At 48.1% G+C, this 18,655-nt stretch carries 24 protein-coding genes; 15 read left to right on the top strand and 9 right to left on the bottom strand.

Going from position 1 to position 18,655, the window contains the following annotated elements:
- The first annotated feature begins 51 nt into the window (after positions 1 to 51).
- From KUC_RS09645 to rho, 8 genes are all read left to right on the top strand, one after another.
- Positions 52 to 558 (top strand): hypothetical protein, encoded by a 507-nt coding sequence (locus KUC_RS09645; RefSeq protein ID WP_244264782.1) that lies wholly within the window; start codon positions 52 to 54, stop codon positions 556 to 558.
- Between the two features lie 81 nt (positions 559 to 639).
- Positions 640 to 1,080, top strand: coding sequence for a YtoQ family protein (locus tag KUC_RS09640; protein ID WP_007112998.1), 441 nt, complete (start codon positions 640 to 642; stop codon positions 1,078 to 1,080).
- 462 nt (positions 1,081 to 1,542) lie between these two features.
- Positions 1,543 to 2,061: a hypothetical protein gene (locus KUC_RS19580; protein WP_141243475.1), complete on the top strand. Its 519-nt coding sequence runs from the start codon at positions 1,543 to 1,545 to the stop codon at positions 2,059 to 2,061.
- Between the two features lie 69 nt (positions 2,062 to 2,130).
- Positions 2,131 to 2,895, top strand: a complete 765-nt coding sequence (locus KUC_RS09635) for a hypothetical protein (protein ID WP_007112996.1) — start codon at positions 2,131 to 2,133, stop codon at positions 2,893 to 2,895.
- 123 nt (positions 2,896 to 3,018) lie between these two features.
- The gene (locus tag KUC_RS09630; protein ID WP_040480970.1) at positions 3,019 to 3,648 is read left to right on the top strand and encodes a hypothetical protein; all 630 of its coding nucleotides are present in this window, start codon (positions 3,019 to 3,021) and stop codon (positions 3,646 to 3,648) included.
- Between the two features lie 222 nt (positions 3,649 to 3,870).
- Positions 3,871 to 4,977: a hypothetical protein gene (locus tag KUC_RS09625; protein ID WP_040480608.1), complete on the top strand. Its 1,107-nt coding sequence runs from the start codon at positions 3,871 to 3,873 to the stop codon at positions 4,975 to 4,977.
- Positions 4,978 to 5,089: 112 nt separating this feature from the next.
- Positions 5,090 to 5,503 (top strand): hypothetical protein, encoded by a 414-nt coding sequence (locus KUC_RS09620; protein WP_007112993.1) that lies wholly within the window; start codon positions 5,090 to 5,092, stop codon positions 5,501 to 5,503.
- A 360-nt stretch (positions 5,504 to 5,863) separates the two neighbouring features.
- Positions 5,864 to 6,820, top strand: coding sequence for a transcription termination factor Rho (rho, locus tag KUC_RS09615; RefSeq protein ID WP_007112992.1), 957 nt, complete (start codon positions 5,864 to 5,866; stop codon positions 6,818 to 6,820).
- Between the two features lie 69 nt (positions 6,821 to 6,889).
- On the opposite strand, the gene KUC_RS09610 is transcribed toward rho, so the two are convergent.
- Positions 6,890 to 8,086 (bottom strand): DEAD/DEAH box helicase, encoded by a 1,197-nt coding sequence (locus tag KUC_RS09610; RefSeq protein ID WP_007112991.1) that lies wholly within the window; start codon positions 8,084 to 8,086, stop codon positions 6,890 to 6,892.
- Between the two features lie 398 nt (positions 8,087 to 8,484).
- Positions 8,485 to 9,423: a 23S rRNA (adenine(1618)-N(6))-methyltransferase RlmF gene (gene rlmF, locus KUC_RS09605; protein WP_040480606.1), complete on the bottom strand. Its 939-nt coding sequence runs from the start codon at positions 9,421 to 9,423 to the stop codon at positions 8,485 to 8,487.
- A gap of 293 nt (positions 9,424 to 9,716) precedes the next feature.
- Between rlmF and KUC_RS09600 the strand changes: the two genes are divergently transcribed.
- Positions 9,717 to 10,124, top strand: a complete 408-nt coding sequence (locus KUC_RS09600) for a hypothetical protein (RefSeq protein WP_007112989.1) — start codon at positions 9,717 to 9,719, stop codon at positions 10,122 to 10,124.
- A 34-nt stretch (positions 10,125 to 10,158) separates the two neighbouring features.
- Here KUC_RS09600 and soxR read toward each other — a convergent pair whose 3' ends face one another.
- Positions 10,159 to 10,641, bottom strand: coding sequence for a redox-sensitive transcriptional activator SoxR (gene soxR, locus KUC_RS09595; RefSeq protein WP_007112988.1), 483 nt, complete (start codon positions 10,639 to 10,641; stop codon positions 10,159 to 10,161).
- A gap of 104 nt (positions 10,642 to 10,745) precedes the next feature.
- On the opposite strand from soxR, the gene KUC_RS09590 reads away from it, so the two are divergent.
- The 5 genes from KUC_RS09590 to KUC_RS09570 all read left to right on the top strand — a co-directional run bounded on the left by KUC_RS09590 (position 10,746) and on the right by KUC_RS09570 (position 13,569).
- Entirely contained in the window at positions 10,746 to 11,183 is a 438-nt protein-coding gene (locus KUC_RS09590; protein WP_007112987.1) for a VOC family protein, read from the top strand.
- Positions 11,184 to 11,406: 223 nt separating this feature from the next.
- Positions 11,407 to 11,829, top strand: coding sequence for a hypothetical protein (locus KUC_RS09585; protein ID WP_007112984.1), 423 nt, complete (start codon positions 11,407 to 11,409; stop codon positions 11,827 to 11,829).
- Positions 11,830 to 11,924: 95 nt separating this feature from the next.
- Positions 11,925 to 12,410 (top strand): YehS family protein, encoded by a 486-nt coding sequence (locus KUC_RS09580; protein ID WP_040480604.1) that lies wholly within the window; start codon positions 11,925 to 11,927, stop codon positions 12,408 to 12,410.
- Between the two features lie 72 nt (positions 12,411 to 12,482).
- Entirely contained in the window at positions 12,483 to 12,950 is a 468-nt protein-coding gene (locus tag KUC_RS09575) for a RidA family protein (RefSeq protein WP_007112982.1), read from the top strand.
- Positions 12,934 to 13,569: a GNAT family N-acetyltransferase gene (locus KUC_RS09570; RefSeq protein ID WP_244264781.1), complete on the top strand. Its 636-nt coding sequence runs from the start codon at positions 12,934 to 12,936 to the stop codon at positions 13,567 to 13,569. The genes KUC_RS09575 and KUC_RS09570 overlap by 17 nt, the downstream gene beginning before the upstream one ends.
- 132 nt (positions 13,570 to 13,701) lie before the next feature.
- Here the strand turns inward: KUC_RS09570 and KUC_RS09565 are convergent, their stop codons facing one another.
- The 6 genes from KUC_RS09565 to KUC_RS09535 all read right to left on the bottom strand — a co-directional run bounded on the left by KUC_RS09565 (position 13,702) and on the right by KUC_RS09535 (position 17,907).
- On the bottom strand, positions 13,702 to 13,908 hold the full coding sequence (locus KUC_RS09565) for a YrhK family protein (RefSeq protein ID WP_007112979.1): 207 nt from the start codon (positions 13,906 to 13,908) through the stop codon (positions 13,702 to 13,704).
- 45 nt (positions 13,909 to 13,953) lie between these two features.
- Complete coding sequence (locus KUC_RS09560) at positions 13,954 to 14,409, bottom strand: carboxymuconolactone decarboxylase family protein (protein ID WP_040480600.1); 456 nt, start codon at positions 14,407 to 14,409, stop codon at positions 13,954 to 13,956.
- A gap of 77 nt (positions 14,410 to 14,486) precedes the next feature.
- A protein-coding gene (locus tag KUC_RS09555; RefSeq protein WP_085940825.1) for an IS3 family transposase occupies positions 14,487 to 15,640 on the bottom strand; the annotation gives its coding sequence in 2 pieces (ribosomal slippage) (positions 14,487 to 15,403 and positions 15,403 to 15,640; 1,155 coding nt in all).
- Positions 15,641 to 15,680: 40 nt separating this feature from the next.
- Positions 15,681 to 16,445: a GlxA family transcriptional regulator gene (locus KUC_RS09545; RefSeq protein ID WP_007112977.1), complete on the bottom strand. Its 765-nt coding sequence runs from the start codon at positions 16,443 to 16,445 to the stop codon at positions 15,681 to 15,683.
- Positions 16,438 to 17,004, bottom strand: coding sequence for an isochorismatase family protein (locus KUC_RS09540; protein ID WP_040480599.1), 567 nt, complete (start codon positions 17,002 to 17,004; stop codon positions 16,438 to 16,440). Before KUC_RS09540 ends, KUC_RS09545 begins: the two co-directional genes overlap by 8 nt.
- Positions 17,005 to 17,163: 159 nt before the next feature.
- A complete protein-coding gene (locus KUC_RS09535) occupies positions 17,164 to 17,907 on the bottom strand; it encodes a class I SAM-dependent DNA methyltransferase (protein ID WP_007112975.1) in 744 nt (247 codons plus the stop codon).
- 201 nt (positions 17,908 to 18,108) lie between these two features.
- Here KUC_RS09535 and KUC_RS09530 point away from each other — a divergent pair, with 201 nt between their 5' ends.
- Positions 18,109 to 18,516 (top strand): DUF4019 domain-containing protein, encoded by a 408-nt coding sequence (locus KUC_RS09530; protein ID WP_007112974.1) that lies wholly within the window; start codon positions 18,109 to 18,111, stop codon positions 18,514 to 18,516.
- The last annotated feature ends 139 nt before the right edge of the window (positions 18,517 to 18,655 follow it).

Genomic DNA, 18,655 nt, shown 5'->3' with positions numbered 1-18,655 from the left:
TAACCTGAATAATTGATAGGCTTTGAGGTGCACTTAAATGGAATTATGCCGATGCAACAAGATTTGCGTACTATCTCCCGTTCAGCCCTTTTCAGCCGCAAGGTGTTTCCTGTCATCTGGTTAACCTTGACCAGCTTCATGACTTTGTCATTTTTGTACCATGCGGGTGGCTTTACAATAGCCATATTTATCCCCCTTGGCATGATTGTTTTTATGGCTCATTCGTTTAAAAGGTCTTATGCAGGTGTAGCTAACCGTGTGTATGACAATGGTGACAGCTTGACGTTTGTGTACGGAAAAGAGCAAGAGATAGTGTATTTAAAGGATGTGATGAACGTTAACTATCAGTCCATGGTGTCACCCGATAAAGTGACACTGACGCTACGAAACCCAAGTGCTCGGGATCACTCGACCAATGAAGTTGCTTTCCTCCCGGCTAGAATCAACTGGGTTACAGGCGATATATCGTTCAAGCATTTAAGACGAAAGAATCGGCTGGTCGATGAACTGATCGAACGAGTCGACACGGCAAGGCGCCACGTCGATAACGCGGGATAACGGAACATTCATTTGCTCAGGCCCGAAACTTTCTAGAAAGGATCAATTTTTCTCATATTGCTTACACTCAAGGAGCACCTCATGAGCTTTTACGTTTACCTATCCGGCGAAATCCACACCGACTGGCGCGAAGAAATCCAGCGCGGCGCTGACGCAGCAGGCCTGGACATCGTATTTACCGCCCCTGTCACCGACCACGACGCCAGTGACGCCGCAGGCGACCACCTAGGCGAGCAGAGCAGCCAGTTCTGGCGCGACCATCAGTCATCCAAGGTCAACGCCATCCGTACCCGCACCATGATCGAACAAGCGGATCTGGTTGTTGTACGCTTCGGCGACAAATACAAACAGTGGAACGCCGCCTTCGACGCAGGCTACTGCGCAGCACTAGCCAAGCCTTACATCACCCTGCACAGCGAAGACATTATTCACCCGCTGAAAGAAGTCGATGCCGGTGCCCAAGCTTGGTGCACCACTACTGACCAAGTGGTTGAAACTCTGCGTTACGTCCTGAAAGCCTAAACCCCAGCGCCTCCTGCAAGCTTCGCTTCAACTTGTGGGAGGGCGCTTCAGCGCGCGATGGCCCTGCCACATAAACCATCCAGCCCAATAGAGTGCCAGGCCACTATTGCGAGGGTGTTACGCTCACCACGCACTAAAACTCATTGAAATCACAATATTGCAAATTTGTAGCGCGGTGTAACGCTTGGCGAGGAACGAGCCAAAAGGCACCCGCGAAGGCAGCGCCAGCTGCCCAATGTCTGCGCCAGCACATTTTTCTGCAAAGCTGCGTGACCTCAGCCAATTTTATGAATAGAGTAAAAAGCGAGCGGGCAATGAATTTCGGACATCTCTCCAAAGCAGATAGGTTGACGCCCTAGAGAACAGAACTTCATGAGTGGTTAGGGAATGCAAGTAAACGCGGATGTCCAGTAAGCAGTGTTGTGCAGCGGACTATAATCACTGTTATACAAAGGAAAATTAATGCTTTCAAATTTGTTACTACACTCGATTCAGACATGGGACAGGATTGAAATCAGTGGTCAGCTGTTCCACGGCTGTCATGCAGAGGATAAGGGGGTCAATGTCAAATCTAGCTCGATAACTGGAAATAAGTGGTTTTCCTGTGATCCATATTATGCTGGTGAGTATTGCTGGCACTTTAGTCGTCCCAATGTGGGGCAACGGTATAGGGCTAAAGTATCGCTAATTGAAAATTTGATTGGGCTGGTGATACCAAAACAAAATGATGGAGGTCGCTTTCCATATTTTCTAAAGGAATGTTTCCCAGAAATTCCTCCCAGTTACGAATTGAGCCGACATTTTCAAGACACTTTTGCTGCCCATACTCAGGAAGTATTTCAAAATCAAGTCGTTTGCTGTGTTTCTGGCGATATTAAAGAGGTTTTAATTCCTTCCTGTGATAGATATCTTAAATGTGTAGAGTTCTTTCCTATGCCAGATAAAAAAACGGAGTATCTTCAGCGTGGAGGTTTACTCTGATTGCATTGTAGCTGCTTCATCCGAGACTGCTTCGCTTTACCGTTACGTTCCATTCAAGCTAGGAGAAAAATGAAAAATTCAGATAATTTCAAAACTGTATGGTGGGGCGTACTCGTAATTTTAATTGGTTATTACCTTTTTGGTCGTTATGCCAGTCTGATAGAAGGTAATCCATCTTACTTTGACGTCGTTGTTTTTTTGGTATGGGTCGGAGTGTGCTTAGCACCAATATTCCAAGAGATGGATATTTTTGGAGTAAAGCTAAAGCAGAAAATTGATGACTTGAATAAAGACCTCAATCACCAACTCTCTATATTAAAGACAGAAATAAAATCGTCGATTGATGTAGTTAATGCCAATAGCAATCAGATCTATTTTCAAAATGGAGGAAACCCTCCTAAAGACTCAGAAATTCCTAATATCTCACAAGAAATTCAGCGAACATTAAGGAAAATGGGCATCGCTACTTCTCAAGATTCTGAAGAGGACTTCGAGGTGGATCCAGTTCATCTTGAAATGTTCAAGGTGAGACTTTCCTTTGAAAATTTACTTAGAAAGTATGCCGGATATGAAGGTGAATATCGCCGTAGATACTCAGTTGGTAGGATGTTAAATGATTTGCAAAATAGCGAAGCTGTTTCAAAACAAGTTTTGCATGGTGTGACGGAAGTAATTTCTGTATGCAATTATGCAGTGCATGGTGAGCCAATTACAAAAACGCAAATTGCGTTCGTTAGAGAATCCGCACCCGGTCTTCTTAAAGCACTTTCGAAAGAGTTAAAGGGTTCGAAACACTGTTTTAAATCTTCTATTAGTCCTACTGTGGGCTTATAATAAGATATATATTATTACTTAGCCTGAAAATAAGTTCGGTAGAGTAAATAGCTTAGAATGACAGTCGACGGAGACTGCTCGAAATTGGGTTTTCTACAGCCTCGGTATATATTAAGGATTCCAATGAGAGCTTTTAGCGATCTTGAGAAGCAGTTAGTGCGGAAAATGATAGAACTTGAGGATGCGCCAGGCTATCTGAACGTTTTGGGAAATATAATTGGCTCTTTTTATGGTGCCACCCAGCTACCCAAAAATTGCTATATCGAACTTAAAGGTAAAAGTGACGTATTTATTCATATAGAGACACAAGCGCTAAACCAAAATGTGGTAGTTTGGATAAATCGCATCGATGAAGATATCACTAAGAAACTTATTACAATTGTTGCTCTTTTCCAATGCTTAGAGAATGAAAAGCTTGCATATTTTGTAGGTGAGCTTAACCTTGAAATCCTTGGTGAAGTATGGGCTGATAATAAATATACGAAATGTGAATTCCTTGATGATGATCTAAAGCCTTTGATATTTAAATATTCTCGTAAGAAAATATTTGTTTCAGAAACTCTCCGGCTTCTGGAGAAAAATGGCTTTAAAACAGATGAAGAACTGAGGCATGAAAACGAAATTGTTTCAATGGGTGACCAATTAAAATATACTCGTATGGCTCTTGGAATTACAATAATTGGTCTTGTCGTATCTTCATTAATGCCAGTGCTTGTAACTTCTTCAGTTGATAAAAAAACCTCGAGGTTGTAAATAGTCAACCTTCTTTGGAAGCAATAGTAAATCAATTGCACCTATTAAATGAGAGCAATATTTCAACGGACGCTATAATCAAACTCCTTGAATCTGCCATTCTGTCGTTAAAAGTTTCAGTTGACAGCGCGGCGAGTGTCTTTTTAGATCCACATAGCAATAAAATGCAGCCGACTGCCGATGCCGTCGACTGATTTTGACGTTATCCTACTTGGAAGAAATATGAAGAGTGCGCTTATTGGAAATGGAGTTGCAATTCAATTCGGAGGAACTGCCTACCTGAACGGCAGCATTATCCAACGAGCGATTGACAACATACGTTCGGGAAATTTTCCGGCTCATCTTTACCCCAAGGAGTGCGCCGACTTCGTCAAGCAACTTCAACGCGAGCATCGTAAGGCACTGAACGGTGAGTATGACCAATATGTATTCACCACTTACGATCGCGCTTCGCTGACGGATTTCAAGGCCCGATATGAAAGGGGACGTGAATACGATCTTACCGACATCGGATTCGAGGACTATTTCCTTCTTTTTGAACTCACCCACAACAAACTCGGCATTCAAAATCCAGAACGGTTCAATTACCGCAGTGTCTTGCGGCGAATGATTCTGGATTCGGTGTTTAACGGTGGCAAGATTGAAACCTACCATGAATCTTTCCCGGCTCGATTCGTCGATTGGCTCAACAATCACGGATACCTGTTTACGACTAACTATGACTCAAACATTGATGCTGTTGCGAGCAGCGAAGTCTTTCACCTACACGGCTCGTTTCGAGTGCTTAGTGAGTTGTATAATCCCAATAGTTTTCGCAATCAATTGGAGGATGACTTACTAGATGGCGAGAAAATGGATGAAAATTATCCCCATTTATACTCGACATGCTTGGTGTCATACGTGGGCGACCTGAAGTCGTCTTCCATGGATGAGGCTGCACGCGCCAATAGAGCAATGCAAAAATTTGTGGATGGCTACAATAATGATCCAAACATCAAGAAACAGATCGAGGAGATGGATGAATCCAATGTGTCATTGAAGCGTCTCAAGGAAGCAATTCGACTCAAGTTGAAAAACCCAGACCTCAAACATGGTGAACAATATCCACATGATCACCTGAAACATATATCGGGGCAGCTTTCGGTTCTTGGGCTTTCTCCTAACAATGACGGGCACCTATTCACACAGATTAATGAGAACGATAAGATTGATGAGATAGTGTTTTACTACTTCGGCGACATAGAGGCCGCTGACGCCACACGTCGCTTCAAGAACAAGAAATTAATCTTGAAGGACGTGCGAGAATTCTGGGCCAAAATCACGGTTTAGGTCGCAGTATAACCAATGGCTGCAGTTGACCGGTTTTCCGTTGTAGCTCCAAGCCAGCGGCTGAGCCCAGGCGCTAACTCGTTCTGGAACAAGCAATAGGAAGTTGAGGTAAATGGAAGTAAAAAAGAAATACAAGCAGGTTTTTGCCAATTTTTTGCTCTGGCTATGTATTGCTCTGGTGATTGGTATTGCTCACCTTCTCCGAGGTAACCCGCCCACCAGCCCGTTCCCGGTAGATATTCTCGAACAATTTATAAACCCAGTGTCCTTTGCGTATGTTTTCTTTGCTGGTTTTATCCTATTCGGACTGTTTTCGTTCTTTGGCCACAAAAGCGAAGAGCAGTTGGAGAAGAAGCGCATAAAAGAGTTTTGTGGATTAAGTCTTGATGAGGTTGCGTCCGCCTTCTTCAATTTTGGGTCGTTGGTATTGGTGGCGAGCATATTTGGTGGAATATCGGCTTGGTACCTTCTGGCCACATTAGCTTGCTATGTCTTTGGCATTTACCTTAAAGAGGATCAGCGTTAGCCAGGCGGTCAACCGGACTCCAAAAGCGTGGCGCTTTTGGTTCCCTCCGCTGACGCTCCGGTGTCGGTTACCTTAGCGTTGAGGCATAGTCCCCCAGGCGCCTAGGTTCTGAAAACAAACGAGGAGTGGTCAGCATGCCGCGCTTCAAGACTTGTAACCACGATCAAAATGCCTTGGTGGTGATCACTACTAAAATCAGCACTAACCCGGTAGCTTTGAGCACGCAGTGTATAATCTTATTGAGTACAAGTTAGACTTATCCGTTTCCCATGCCAAGCACCGCAACGCTGCGACCGGTAGGCTGGCCTATGATGCAGTTATTCTATAAATTCAGGCTTTTCAAGGCGACCCAACAATATTATGACGAGAAAAACACTAAGTCTGAAGACGAAAAAACAGGTAGATGACAAGCCCGACGACGAAATTGAAGATCAATTCCCTGATGATCCCGAAAAACGTTTTTTAAATGGCGTCGCTGTTCATCCTTCCCCACGCATTTATTTAGCGCCTGGCTCTCAAGAGCGCACGGTGCGGGCGATGGATTTGATTACGCCCATTGGGATGGGGCAACGCGGGTTGATTGTGGCGCCGCCAGGCTCTGGCAAAACGACGATGTTAAAACATATCTGCCAGGCCGTGGCCGAGGCTCATCCTGACATAAAGCTGTATGCCTTGCTTATTGATGAGCGCCCGGAAGAAGTGACCGATTTCAAGCGCAGTGTGTCGGCAGAAGTGCATGCATCGTCTTCAGACGAAAGCTACACACACCATGTCAATATGGCAGATAAGCTGCTTGAGACCGCGCGTAAGCAAGCAGGCAAAGGCCATAATGTGATGATTGTGATCGATTCGCTTACCAGACTCTCGCGCGTTCATAATGCCGAGCAGCGGGGCAATGGTCGCACTATGTCGGGTGGGCTGGATTCCCGTGCGATGGAAATACCACGAAAACTGTTTGGCGCCGCGAGAAAGATCGAAAACGGTGGATCGCTCACCATTCTGGCCACCGTGCTGGTGGATACGGGAAGCCGTATGGATCAGGTGATTTTCGAGGAGTTCAAGGGCACGGGCAATATGGAGCTGGTGTTATCACGGGATGTGGCCAATCAACGGATTTTCCCGGCGATAGATATTGCCAAAAGCAGTACCCGTCGAGAAGAGCTTTTGATTGAGGCAAAAGATATAGAAAAAGTAAGGACATTACGTAGAGGTTTGACCACGCTTAAGCCAGTAGAAGGAGCGCAGAAGCTGCTGGAGTTATTGGATAAATATCCCACGAATGCCGAGCTTTTAGATGGGTTTTTACCCGCCTCGTGAAACGGCTAAATAAAGAAGCTCACCTTTGTTTTTTTAAGAATCCAGGGAGGTGAGCTTCTTTGGTAAGGTTTAACGATTACTTTGTTTATTAAAGTTTAAGTTTGACTCGGGTACTACTTTTCGAACCGGAAAGCCTGCAATCTCTTTGCGCTCAATAGTGCTTTTTAATCGTCGTTCAATGGCACAAAGATTTTTAAAGTCACTCATGTCGACTAAAGAAATGGCTTCACCTGAGGCACCCGCGCGGCCGGTTCGGCCAATGCGGTGGACGTACTCTTCAGGCTTAAAAGGTAAATCGTAATTCACCACACGACTCAGTTCACCAATATCCAAACCACGCGCGGCAACCCCCGTAGCGACCAAGTACTTTAATTCGCCAGATTTGAACTGAGCCAGAATCTTTTCGCGCATCGCTTGGCTTCTATCGCCATGAATGGAGTCCGCTGTGATGCCGCGTTTTTCCAGTTGAGCAACAAGCTTGGCTGCATTGTGTTTTTTCTCGGTAAAAATAAGCGCCTGATCCCACTGTTGCTCGTTAATTAAGTGACTCAACAAGGCGGACTTGGTGTCTTTGTCGACGGTGATTAGCCACTGTTTGATATTAGCGCCGGCGCGGATGTTGGGGGAAATGGATATTTCAGACGCCAGATCGGTCATCTTGCTATCTGAAAAATCGTAGGCGAGTGCGCGAACGTCGTCTGTCATGGTGGCCGAAAACAGCAGGTTCTGACGGTCTTCAGGCAGGCGCTCTATGATTTTATGGATATCGTCGACAAAGCCCATGTCGACCATTCTGTCCGCTTCGTCCAATACCATGACTTTAAGTTCATCAAAGTGCAGCGCACGCTGATGCGCCAAATCAAGCAACCTGCCCGGCGTGGCGACCAGAATATCCACCCCTTTGATCAGGCGCTCTTTTTGAGCTTCGGTATCCACACCGCCATACATCGCCATCGAGGTTAGGTGCGTGTGTTTAGCGTATTGAGCCACATTGGCTTCGACCTGAACCGCTAACTCACGGGTCGGCACAAGAATCAGCGCACGGATGCGTTTACCGCGTAGCGTTCCCGCGTTACTGAACCGTTCTAGCAGCGGCAGCACAAAGGCAGCGGTTTTGCCTGTGCCTGTTTGTGCAGTGGCGATTAAGTCGTTACCCGAAAGAATGGCAGGAATTGCTTGTTCCTGGATGGGCGTTGGCGTTTTGTAGCCTAGTTCGGTAATCGCTTGAACAAGAGGAGTGGATAATCCTAGTTTTGCAAATGGCATAAGGCGCCCTGACAGATCGTCGTAAGGTGTGTCGAAAATAAAAGATGAGGCAGTATAAAGTAAAAGCAGCCGGCCGCTGAATCCGATTGAAGCGATAGATGCCCATGCCTGGCTTCACAATTCCACCATTAACCTGCATAAGGCCGGTCTATGCACGCTAATGTAACGGCTACACCCACTGAGACGCTATTCGACACTGGGTTCGTTCAAGGCGCCGGTGTTGGTGGACGCCACGGGGCGTTGCGGTCAGGCGACCTTCTGGCAACGGCTGCAGTGAACGCAGCTTGGGATCGAATGGGTGAACGACATAATAAGCTGCCTGATAGTTTCCTTAATATTCATGAAAACAGCGTGTTGGAGCAGATGAGGCTGGCTTTGTGCGAAACCTTGGAAACGGTTCAGTTGAATGTCCAGGCCAGTACCCTCGTCATCTTATTTCCCTGCTTCATGTCTATTTCCCGTATATCAACGGCACCCAGCTTACGCATCAGCTTCATGGCAGGCTTAACATTGTCGCTTTTTGAAACCAGACTGCTAAACCAGCGGCATTGAGTTGAGTACACCTGGCTTTCTTTTATGAGCTTTTTCAGAAACAGCTGTTCGCCCCCCTTACACCACAGCTCTGCCCCCAGCCCGCCAAAATTCAGCGTAGGCGATTGGGTTGTTGCTTTTTGTTTACCACGACTACGCGCAAGGTTATTGAGTTTAAGCTGGCTCCCTTTAAGGGCTTCATCGAGCGAGGCATGGAAGGGCGGGTTGCATACGCTGACGTCAAAGAACTCCCCAGGTTGAATGATCCCCTCAAACATATGGTTTTTATCGTGCTGCGTGCGCAGCGTGAAGCGATCTTTGAGCGTGGGATTGTTGGCGATAATCGTGGCGACGTTCTCAAGCGACTGAGTATTAATGTCACTACCGACACACTCCCAGCCGTAAATTTGGCATGCCAGTAGCGGGTAGATGCCGTTGGCGCCAGTTCCTATATCGAGCAGCTTGATGCGGGGCTGTTCATGCTCAAGCTCAAATAAATCGGCTATGTAATGGATGTAGTCGGCTCTGCCCGGGATGGGAGGGCAAAGCGCGCCCTCTGGAATATCCCAACCGACAATATTGTAGTATCGGTTTAATAACGCGGCGTTGAGCGTTTTGACTGCCAATGGATCTGCGAAATCGATGGAAAGCTCTCCATGAGCATTCGGTTTCACATGAGGGGCTAGTGCAGGGTGACTTTTTACCAGAGCTGGAAAGTCATAGCCTTGGTTGTGTAGATTCTTCGGGTGCAGGCCTTTGCGAACAGGCTTGGCTCGATTTTTTTCACTTCGATGGAGGGTGTTCACAGTAATGGCCCTGAGGCTTGGCGTTCAGTAGTCGAGTGGGTTTGGCTTAGTCTGCGATTATAACCTTAATGGTTGTGTGCAGCTTACTCGGCAGTTCGAGGGTAGCAAGAGACCACCGGCTATACGTGTTCTGCCTAACAAATCACGGAAGGCGGGAGCAACTGAGAGGCCTGATTCGGCATCCCCGAGAGAGTAGCTTGATGTATTGGCTATCCAGGCATTGGGGTATAAGCGAGTGAAAGCAGTTAGGTAAAAGCATTTAGGACATGGACAACCGGAGCATTAATAACCACATGAACCCCGTCATTCAAGAAGAAATATCCGGCTGTGGCATCGCGTCATGTGCGGTACTTGCAGGCATTACCTATGCCCAGGCCAAAGAGACAGCCAATGCTTTGGGTATCTATGCCGAAGACTCAGCGCTTTGGTCTGACACCGAGTACGTCCGAAAGCTTTTACGTGCGTTGGGTATAGCGGTTGCACCCACGGAGACGCCATTCGATACCTGGGAGAGTCTGCCAGACAAAGCACTGTTGGCCATCAAATGGCGAATGGAGCAGGGCAAGCCTTTCTGGCATTGGGTGGTGTTCGTCAGAAATGAGCAGGAGACAGTGGTGCTGGATTCCAAAAAAGCCCTGAAAACAAACACTCGCCGCGACTTCGGGCGCATCAAGCCCAAGTGGTTTATTCGTGTAGGTTAGCCTGATGGCTATTATGGCGGGCTACTAGTGAGGACTATGAGCTAGCGTTTGGCTCTTGTTGGGCTCTCGCTTTTTGCTCTGCCTGATCCAGAAGTACTGGTCCGCTGCCTGATTCGGCCAGTTTGTCGTCTGGATTGTAGAGCGGGCAACTGGTCATGCTCAGGCAACCACAGCCTATACAGCCCGCCAGGTTATTGCGCAGCTTTTGTAGGTAGGCAATCCGGCCATCCAACATCTGCTGCCAGTTTTTTGAAAGCTGCTGCCAGTCTTCAACCGTCGGCGTGCGGTTGTTGGGTAATGATTCAAAGGCTTGCTTAATCTCTTCCAGGCTGACGCCGACTTTCTGCGCGGCTTTGATCACCGAAATCCGCCTTAGCACTTCTGGTTTATAACGGCGCTGATTGCCCGCATTGCGCCAGCTGTGAATTAGCCCTTGTTGCTCGTAAAAGTGCAGGGTGCTGACGTTAATTCCGCAGCGCTTGGCAACCTTGCCGACACTCCAAATCGCTTCCGCCATTTCTTATCCCTGAATCTTTTTTGCCATTTTTTCGCAAAAACCACTTTACCTCAAGTTAAGTTGAGGTTTTATTCTGCCATTTCACTTAACGCAAGGAGACGCTTATGTACTTGGAACACGTTAATCTGGTGGTTGCGGATATGGATGCCATGCTGAATTTTTACCGTGCAGTCTTCCCGCACTGGCGGATACGCGATGAAGGCCATGGTGAGTGGTATGGCAAACCACGCAAATGGATCCACTTTGGAGACGATGATCATTACCTGGCATTAAGTGATCATGGCGAAGGGGAGAACCGCGATCTGAAAGGCCACAGCGTTGGGCTGGCCCATTTTGCTTACGTGACCGATAACCTTGATGCCGTTGTCGCCAGGTTAAATAACGCCGGTTTTGCCATTGCCAAACCTGGTGCTACAGAGCCATTTCGCAAAAACGTATACTTTGTCGATCCGGCCGGGTTTGAAGTGGAGTTTGTCGAGTACCTGAGTGACATCCCGACGGAACGGAATTTAAACCGTGATGCTCTGGCATCAGCCACGTAGAGAAGGGCAGCAACAAGCAGAGTTCGGTAAAAAGGTGCGCAAACAGCCCAAGGATGGGCGCTCATTAACACCCCACCATAAAACCGTAAAATGATCGCCCGTAGAGCCATCCCCAAAGGGTATAATGTCACCGGCCACTGTGGTGTGGCTGTGTTACAAACGTTGATTTTTAGCAGGTTTGTTTACTTGTTACTGTTTTTAAATAGAGAAAAGGTAGTCGTTCATGATTAGTACCAAAATTTACAAGGCGGTTTACGAACTTGCCGAAAAGCTCATGAAGGCTGCTGATAAAGAAGATAGGGAGGCTTTCGATGCGCTCTATGCGGAGTTAGAAGCCATTTGCACCGAGAACGAGAACAGCGATAAAGATCACCCAGAGCAGTGGGAAACGCTGGCTGATTTTACTGAAGAGCTAGATGAGGCGCTGGCTGTCTACGAAAAAGCCTTCGAAAAAGCCGTCGCGATTAATTCGAAAGACCATATGTCGTCCATCGCCTTTTCCATGGCAAAATTGCAAGTTGAGCTGGGCCAGACCGACGCCGCTATCAGCAATCTTAAAAATGCCCAAACCACTGCCAACAAAATTGAAGATGGCGAGCTTAAAGACGAAATTGATGAGCTGCTTGAAAAGCTGACCACAGGTTAATTTTTTAAGCTGCTGGTTTTAATGAGATTCACGATAAACGTAGATGCACATAAAGCCTGATTGTGCTGGGTTTGCCTAAGACTAGGGACACTATTTTGACCAATAACGATATTTTTCGCCGCATCCGTTACACCTTTGATTTAAAAGATAACACCATTGTGGATATTTTCGCCCTGGCAGAGGTCAGCGTGGCTCAAGAGCAGGTAACTGCCTGGCTGAAAAAGGATGAAGACGACGCCTTTGTCACCATGAAGAACAAAGAGCTGGCGGCGTTTTTGAACGGCTTTATTAGCTTTAAGCGTGGCAAGCGCGAAGGCCCTCAGCCCGCGCCAGAAGCGCAGCTGAACAACAATATGGTGTTCCAGAAACTGCGCATTGCGCTGAATTTAAAGGCTGAAGATATTTTGGCAGTTTTTGAACTGGCAGGCTTCAATCTAAGTAACCATGAATTAAGTGCGTTCTTCCGCAAGCCGAGCCACAAAAATTATCGCGAGTGCAAAGATCAGGTGCTGCGCAATTTTTTGCTCGGCATCCAGCTTCAGTTGCGGCCAAATCAGGACGCTTCAAACTCTGAGTCCTGAGTTCATAGAATAAGCGTAGCAATTCTATCGACTAAATCTTTAACCCTTAATAGGGTAGAAGTGGCTTCTGTAATGAAATCAACCGTAGAAGAGCGTATCCGCTCATTGGGCTTGGAACTACCCGTCGTTACCACGCCAAGGGGCAACTTTCGTTCCTATGCCATTTCGAACAATATGCTCTATCTGTCAGGTAAAGGCGCTCCGTTACGAGAAGAGGGAGTGGCTGTCCCAAAAGTGGGGCAGGAAGTGACTGTTGAGCAGGCTCGGGCCTACGCTCAAGAGGTTGGCTTGTATCTCCTCGCGCTCATCAAAGAAGCTCTGGAAGACTTTGATCGGGTTCAACGTGTTGTGAAGATCTTTGGTATGGTCAATGCTGATCCCAACTTTACTTCCCACACTGAAGTCATCAACGGTTGTTCCGATCTGTTTGTTACTGTGCTTGGTGAGCGCGGTGAGCATGCACGCTCTGCCATTGGTGTTGGATCTCTGCCGAAGGGGTTTGCTGTAGAAATTGAAGCCATCGTTGAGTTTTCAGGATAAGCCTCCCGACAATGAATTGTGTTCGGAACTAGCATGTACCGAGAACATCATCAACAAGGAGGAAATGGTGCAAACTTGCGAAACGGAAAGACTATTGATACGGACATTATCCCTAGATGATGTTCCCGAGCTGACCACCATCCTCAGCGATCCTGAGGTGATGAAATACTCGATCCGTGGCGTTTGCGATGAAGCGGCGACCCAACAGTTTATTGAATGGTGTTTGAAGAGCTATGCCTCTCACAGTATCGGGCCGTTGGCATTAGTAGAAAAGGGTTCCGGTAAGCTTGTCGGCTTTTGCGGTGTCGGTACCGAAGAAGTAAATGGCGTTGAGGAGATCGGTTTAGGGTATCGGCTAGCCAAACAGTACTGGAGTAAAGGTCTGGCGTCTGAAGCAGTGCAAGCAGTGCTCAATGATGCATTTAGTCAAAAGCAACTATCGTCGGTGGTGGCGATTATTGAGCCTGAGAATATTGCGTCACTTAAGGTTGCAGCAAAAGCAGGGTTTTCTACGTTCAACATCCATGATTTCCATGGCCGTCCAGTGAGGTTGTATCGGTTAACGTCACAGCAGTGGAGTACACCACAAAACTATGCTGTGAGTGCGGCCAGTATTTGATAGTTATGCTGGACACTGAAGGCGAAGAGCTAACATCATTAATCTTGCTTAGAGAAATTGCCGATTAACATCTCTTACAGCCGCTGGGTAGCTAAACCCCAGCGGCTATATCAACGTCCAATGTTGAATCAATTAGCCGCACTTCTTACCAGCATTTCTCAAACTCATTGCGTAAATAATAAACATGGTCAGTGACCCCAGCACAAAGCACCATACGCCTACGGTTGCATAGATCGCGCCTGCGGGAAGAAATAAAAGACTGCCAAAGAAGAAAAATAAGCTTGATAAGAGATCGAGTAGATTGGGTAGCTGTTGACGCTGCGTCGTCTCACTGTTCATTTTATTTCCTTGTCTGCAATATTACTTTCAAGTGCTTCACCGGGTTTAAATACTGATGTCGGGGGCAAACTGAAAGCCCACCGATACTCGATTCCAGCTGTTGATTTGAACAATGATGGCGGTGAGGTCAATCAGCCCCTGCCCGCCAAACGCATCTAGGGCGTTTTGATAGTCGTTGTCACTCACAGCTTGCTGGCTGACAAGTGTGAGCGCTTCTGCCCAGGCGAGTGCGGCGCGCTCTTGTGTGCTGAAGCAGGGAGCTTCACGCCACGCAGGCAATACGTCCAGGCGAACCTGGTGCTCGCCATCGTCTCTGGCCTCTTGCGAATGCATGTGCTGACAAAAGCAGCAGTGATTAATTTGCGAAACACGCAGGTTTACTAGGTGGATTATCGAGCGATCAACCGTTGAGTCTGAGGCAACGTTGCCTAATGCGGTCAAGTGTTTAGCTAGGCGTGGAACAAGGCGATACACTGACTGTTGAGATATACGAGTAGACATGCGGGAGACCTCGATGAGTAAGTTGAGAGCTCAGCTTAACGTCGAGGTTTTTTTACGCCTGAATCGCCCCGAGTATTCTAGACACCCGTTAGGCTCTTAAAGTAACGCCTTTCATACTCAACCGGTGACAAGTTATCACTTGTGCCGTGTCGGCGCTTTGGGTTGTAAAACATTTCAATGTAATTGAACACGTCACGTCTAGCCGCTTCGCGTGTTGAATAAATCTGTCGCTTGATTCGCTCTCGCTTGAGAAGTTGAAAGAAGCTTTCAGCAACGGCGTTGTCATGACAGTTACCACGTCGGCTCATGCTGCCTACCAAGTGATTCGCTTTCAGAAAGCTTTGCCAGTCTCCACTGCTAAACTGGCTTCCTTGATCCGAATGCACCATCACCGTTCCTTGTGGCTTGCGTCGCCAGACTGCTGATAACAAGGCATCCAGTACCAACTCCGTAGTCATGCGAGACTTCATCGACCAGCCAACCACTTGACGAGAAAACAGGTCGATAACTACCGCTAAGTAAAGCCAGCCTTCGTAAGTGCGGATGTACGTGATGTCTGTCACCCAAGCAACATTTGGCGCTTTTACTTCAAACTGACGGTCTAAATGGTTAGGGGATACAACAGCCGGTTTTCCACCGCCATAGCCGCCAGGGCGCCGTCGATAGCCCGTCTGAGAGCGTAAACCTTCCCTACTCATAAGACGCGCCACACGGTGCTTGCCGCAAGCTTCGCCAGCTTCACGCAAGTCCTGGTAGACCTTGCGATAGCCATATACACCGCCGCTTTCAAGCCAGGAGTGCTTGATCAATCCCAGCAGGCGCTCATCTTCCCGAGCTCGATTAGAGAGCGCTTTTTTACACCATGCGTAGTAACCGCTGGGATGCACTGCCATCATCTGACACAAGCGACGTACCGAATATTGGCTCGCATAATTTTGAATAAACGCGTACCTCAGTCGGACTCCCTGGCGAAGTACGCGGTGGCCTTTTTTAATATATCGCGCTCTTCTGATACGCGTTTGAGTTCAGCCTTCAAACGCCGGTTCTCAGCTTGTAAATCATCCTCTTCTTGTCGTTGTTCTACCGGCTTATCGTAGCGTTTGATCCAGTTGTACAGGCTGTGACCTGACACGCCTAGCCGCTCAGCGACCTCGGCCACGCGATGGCCGCGCTCTACCACCTGTTTGACGGCTTCGATTTTGAATTCTTCAGTGTAGCGGGGATGGCTCATGGTTCCTCCTAGATACCTTTAGTATAAGGCCTGGAGGTGTCTACGAAACCTGGGGCGATTCAGTTTCGATACGCCAGGACTGCGAGGGCGCGGCGCATATGGCATCTTGAACGCGATGCAGCCGCTCATCCACATGATTGCGACCCTCAAGCCAGGCGCCCAGTTGAGGTTCCTGACCACTGCGACGCAGATACAGCACCATCTCCCTTGCAACCGCCAGGGCCAGCGAGTGTCCACACGCGTGGGTAAGCCAGTAGAGCATGGTATCAATACCGGTTGAGATCCCCGCGCTGGTTAAGTAGCGCCCATCCTCAATAAAGATACAGTCGCTCTGTACTTTTGCCCTGGGGGCTTTAAGGCGTAACTGTTCGATGAGAGCGTGATGGGTGGTGCAGCGTCGCCCCTCTAATAGACCCGCATCCGCAAGTAATAGCGTGCCGGAGCAAACGGTCATTAGCGTATCCGCATAGCGGGCGTTTGCCTTGAGCCAACCGACACACTCTTGTTGCGCCAATGGCTCAAGGCTATTGCGGTATTGTCCGGGAATAAGTAGTAAATCTTGAGGAGGAAGCTGTTCAGGCAAGGAGTCAATGCCGCTAAGAGTGAGCGGCCCTAACCATTGCATGGCTGCTTTGGGGCCGATATAGCGCACCTGAACGTCTATAGAGAGCCGATCTGCACACTGCAATACTTGAAGCGGGCCAATCAAATCGAGCGGCACCTGGCCGGGCATCATTAGCACCGCAATCCGCAAGGTTTTAGCTCTTGCAGATTGCAGCTGGCTAGTTTGTTGCTCTTCACTCACGCGTATTTTGCCATTCGTTGATCATGTCATGTGTACTGATAATACGTGCAAAGCGGCTTTCCAGTACCAGTTCGGTGCGTGCCTTAATTTCATCGGCTGTCCAGGTGATGCCGTGGCGTGTCATGGGGAAGGTTAGGGTAGCATCGCTGATAAAGTCGACGCTAAACCCCAAATCTGAACCCACACGAGCAGTTGTTTCACAGCACTGTTCGGTGCGAATGCCGCTAATCGCCAGCCGTTCAACGCCGCGCTCTCGACACCAACTTTCAAGTGAGGTATCGGTGAAGGCGTTATGAACACGTTTATGATAGGTAACCGCTACTTCATCGTTAAAGTCATCAAGCGGACGTATCAGGCCATTATCTGGGTCAAAAGCTCCTTGGCTGCCAAGCTCTTCATGCAGAATGCGCACAACGGGAATGTTGTTTGCCTGTGCGGCATTTAGCACTGCACGTTGTTTGGGCCGCCACGCCTGAGCCAGCGATTCTACCCAGTAATCGCGGGCGGGGAAGGAGGCTTGTACATCAATTAATAATAGTGCGGTTTTAGGCTGGGCCATGGCTAATCTCATCGTGTGGAAGTGAGGTTACAGATTAGCTGTTACGTATTCTGCCAACGATGCGTTAGCCGGTCACAAAGGGGACATATTCGGCCATTTATGGGCAGTATTGTCTCGCTGGCACCACGGCAAAGGGTGTCTCTCAGGAACAAGTCAGGTTTATTTCTTCACACAGACAAAAATAGCGTTTCCAGCGGTCGTATCCCAGGGCTTGATGGTATCGTAGTTGTGCTCAAACACGTGCACTTCAAAGTTAGGCGTCAGCAGGGCGATTAACTCCGCAAAATTGACTGCTACCATGGGATGTTCGTCGTTCCATACTTGGGTAGCGTCGGCATTGGCTTTTTCAATGCTAAGCCTAAGTGACTGTTTTTCGCCCTGACCGCTGTAGTGCCATCCAGAGCGGAAGGTGAACACATCGCTTGCCTGCTTGGCGGTGTGCTTAACAAATAAGTCGTTGTTGATTTTGTCTTTATCGACCGCGTTAAAACAGAAAATACCGCCGGATGCTAGTGCGCGATGCACGCTGGATATGCATGCCGTGAGCTTCTCAATCCCACCGTTGTAGTGAATCGAGTATAAAAAACAGGTGATTAAGTCTTGAGGTTCGCTAACTTCGAAGCTACTCATGTCTTGTAAGGTGAACTGAGCTTCCGGGCAACGCACGGCGGCAATATCCAGCATGGGTTGATTGATATCAAGCCCGCTACTGGTATAGCCCAAATCTATAAAATGGCGCACGTGTGGGCCGGTGCCACAGGCTAAATCCAGGTGCGTGGTTCCGCCGTTACCGAATATCTGATGCAGTCTGCAAATGGCGTTGCTTTGCGCTGGGTAGTCGATATCCGCGCACATCAAGTCATAGTAGCCAGAAAGGTCGGTATAGAGGGCGTTGGCGGGCATGGTGACCTAATAGTGGCAATGGAAAGATTGAGGGTGGCGCATAGTAAACGAGCGGGTGGGGTTTTAGAAGCGGGTACTGCAGGCAGCGTTGGTGTTAATCAAATCCTTTCTGTGGCCCTAAAGAAATTCTGACATTTACCGATATATAACTAAGGCCACGAAGATTTCTCTGGTCGTTGCTAAATGCCAAGAGACCCTACTATGCCTAAAACGCTGATCTTTATCTTTGCTACCTTGTTTCTCACGTTACCCTCCCAAGCCTATGCACACACCAGTGATGCAGAGGCGGCGGCGTTAGCGTGGCTAGAGGCTATCGACAGTGGCCAGTATGAACAGGCATGGGAATCTTCATCTCCGCTATTAAAGAATCCGCTTTCGCCGCATATGTTAGAACGTACTATTGGTGCGGCCCGTCGCGATTTTGGTACTGTTCAGTCGCGTCGGCGAGTGAGCGTTATCCGTGAAACCTCTATGCCAGGGGCTCCAAGAGGCGACTATGCGATATTGACGTTCCAAACACGTTTTGAAAACAGGCCGCAGATCACGGAAACCATCACTCCCCACTTGGAAGAGGGCACTTGGCGGGTAAGCGGCTATTATGTGAACTAATGCTCACCTACACGTCCCCGCAACTACCCCAATAGCTTTAAATAACCCTCCCTGCGTTTGAAAGTGTTGCGCACCAATATCCTCTCATCACACTTCATGACGAAGCTCAACGTGAGTGCTAAGTTGTGTATGTACCCTC

This window comes from Vreelandella boliviensis LC1 (assembly GCF_000236035.1).
Taxonomy (GTDB): Bacteria; Pseudomonadota; Gammaproteobacteria; order Pseudomonadales; family Halomonadaceae; genus Vreelandella; species Vreelandella boliviensis.
The sequence above is the reverse complement of the archived record's forward strand: the minus strand, read 5'-3'. Positions and strand labels throughout refer to the sequence as shown.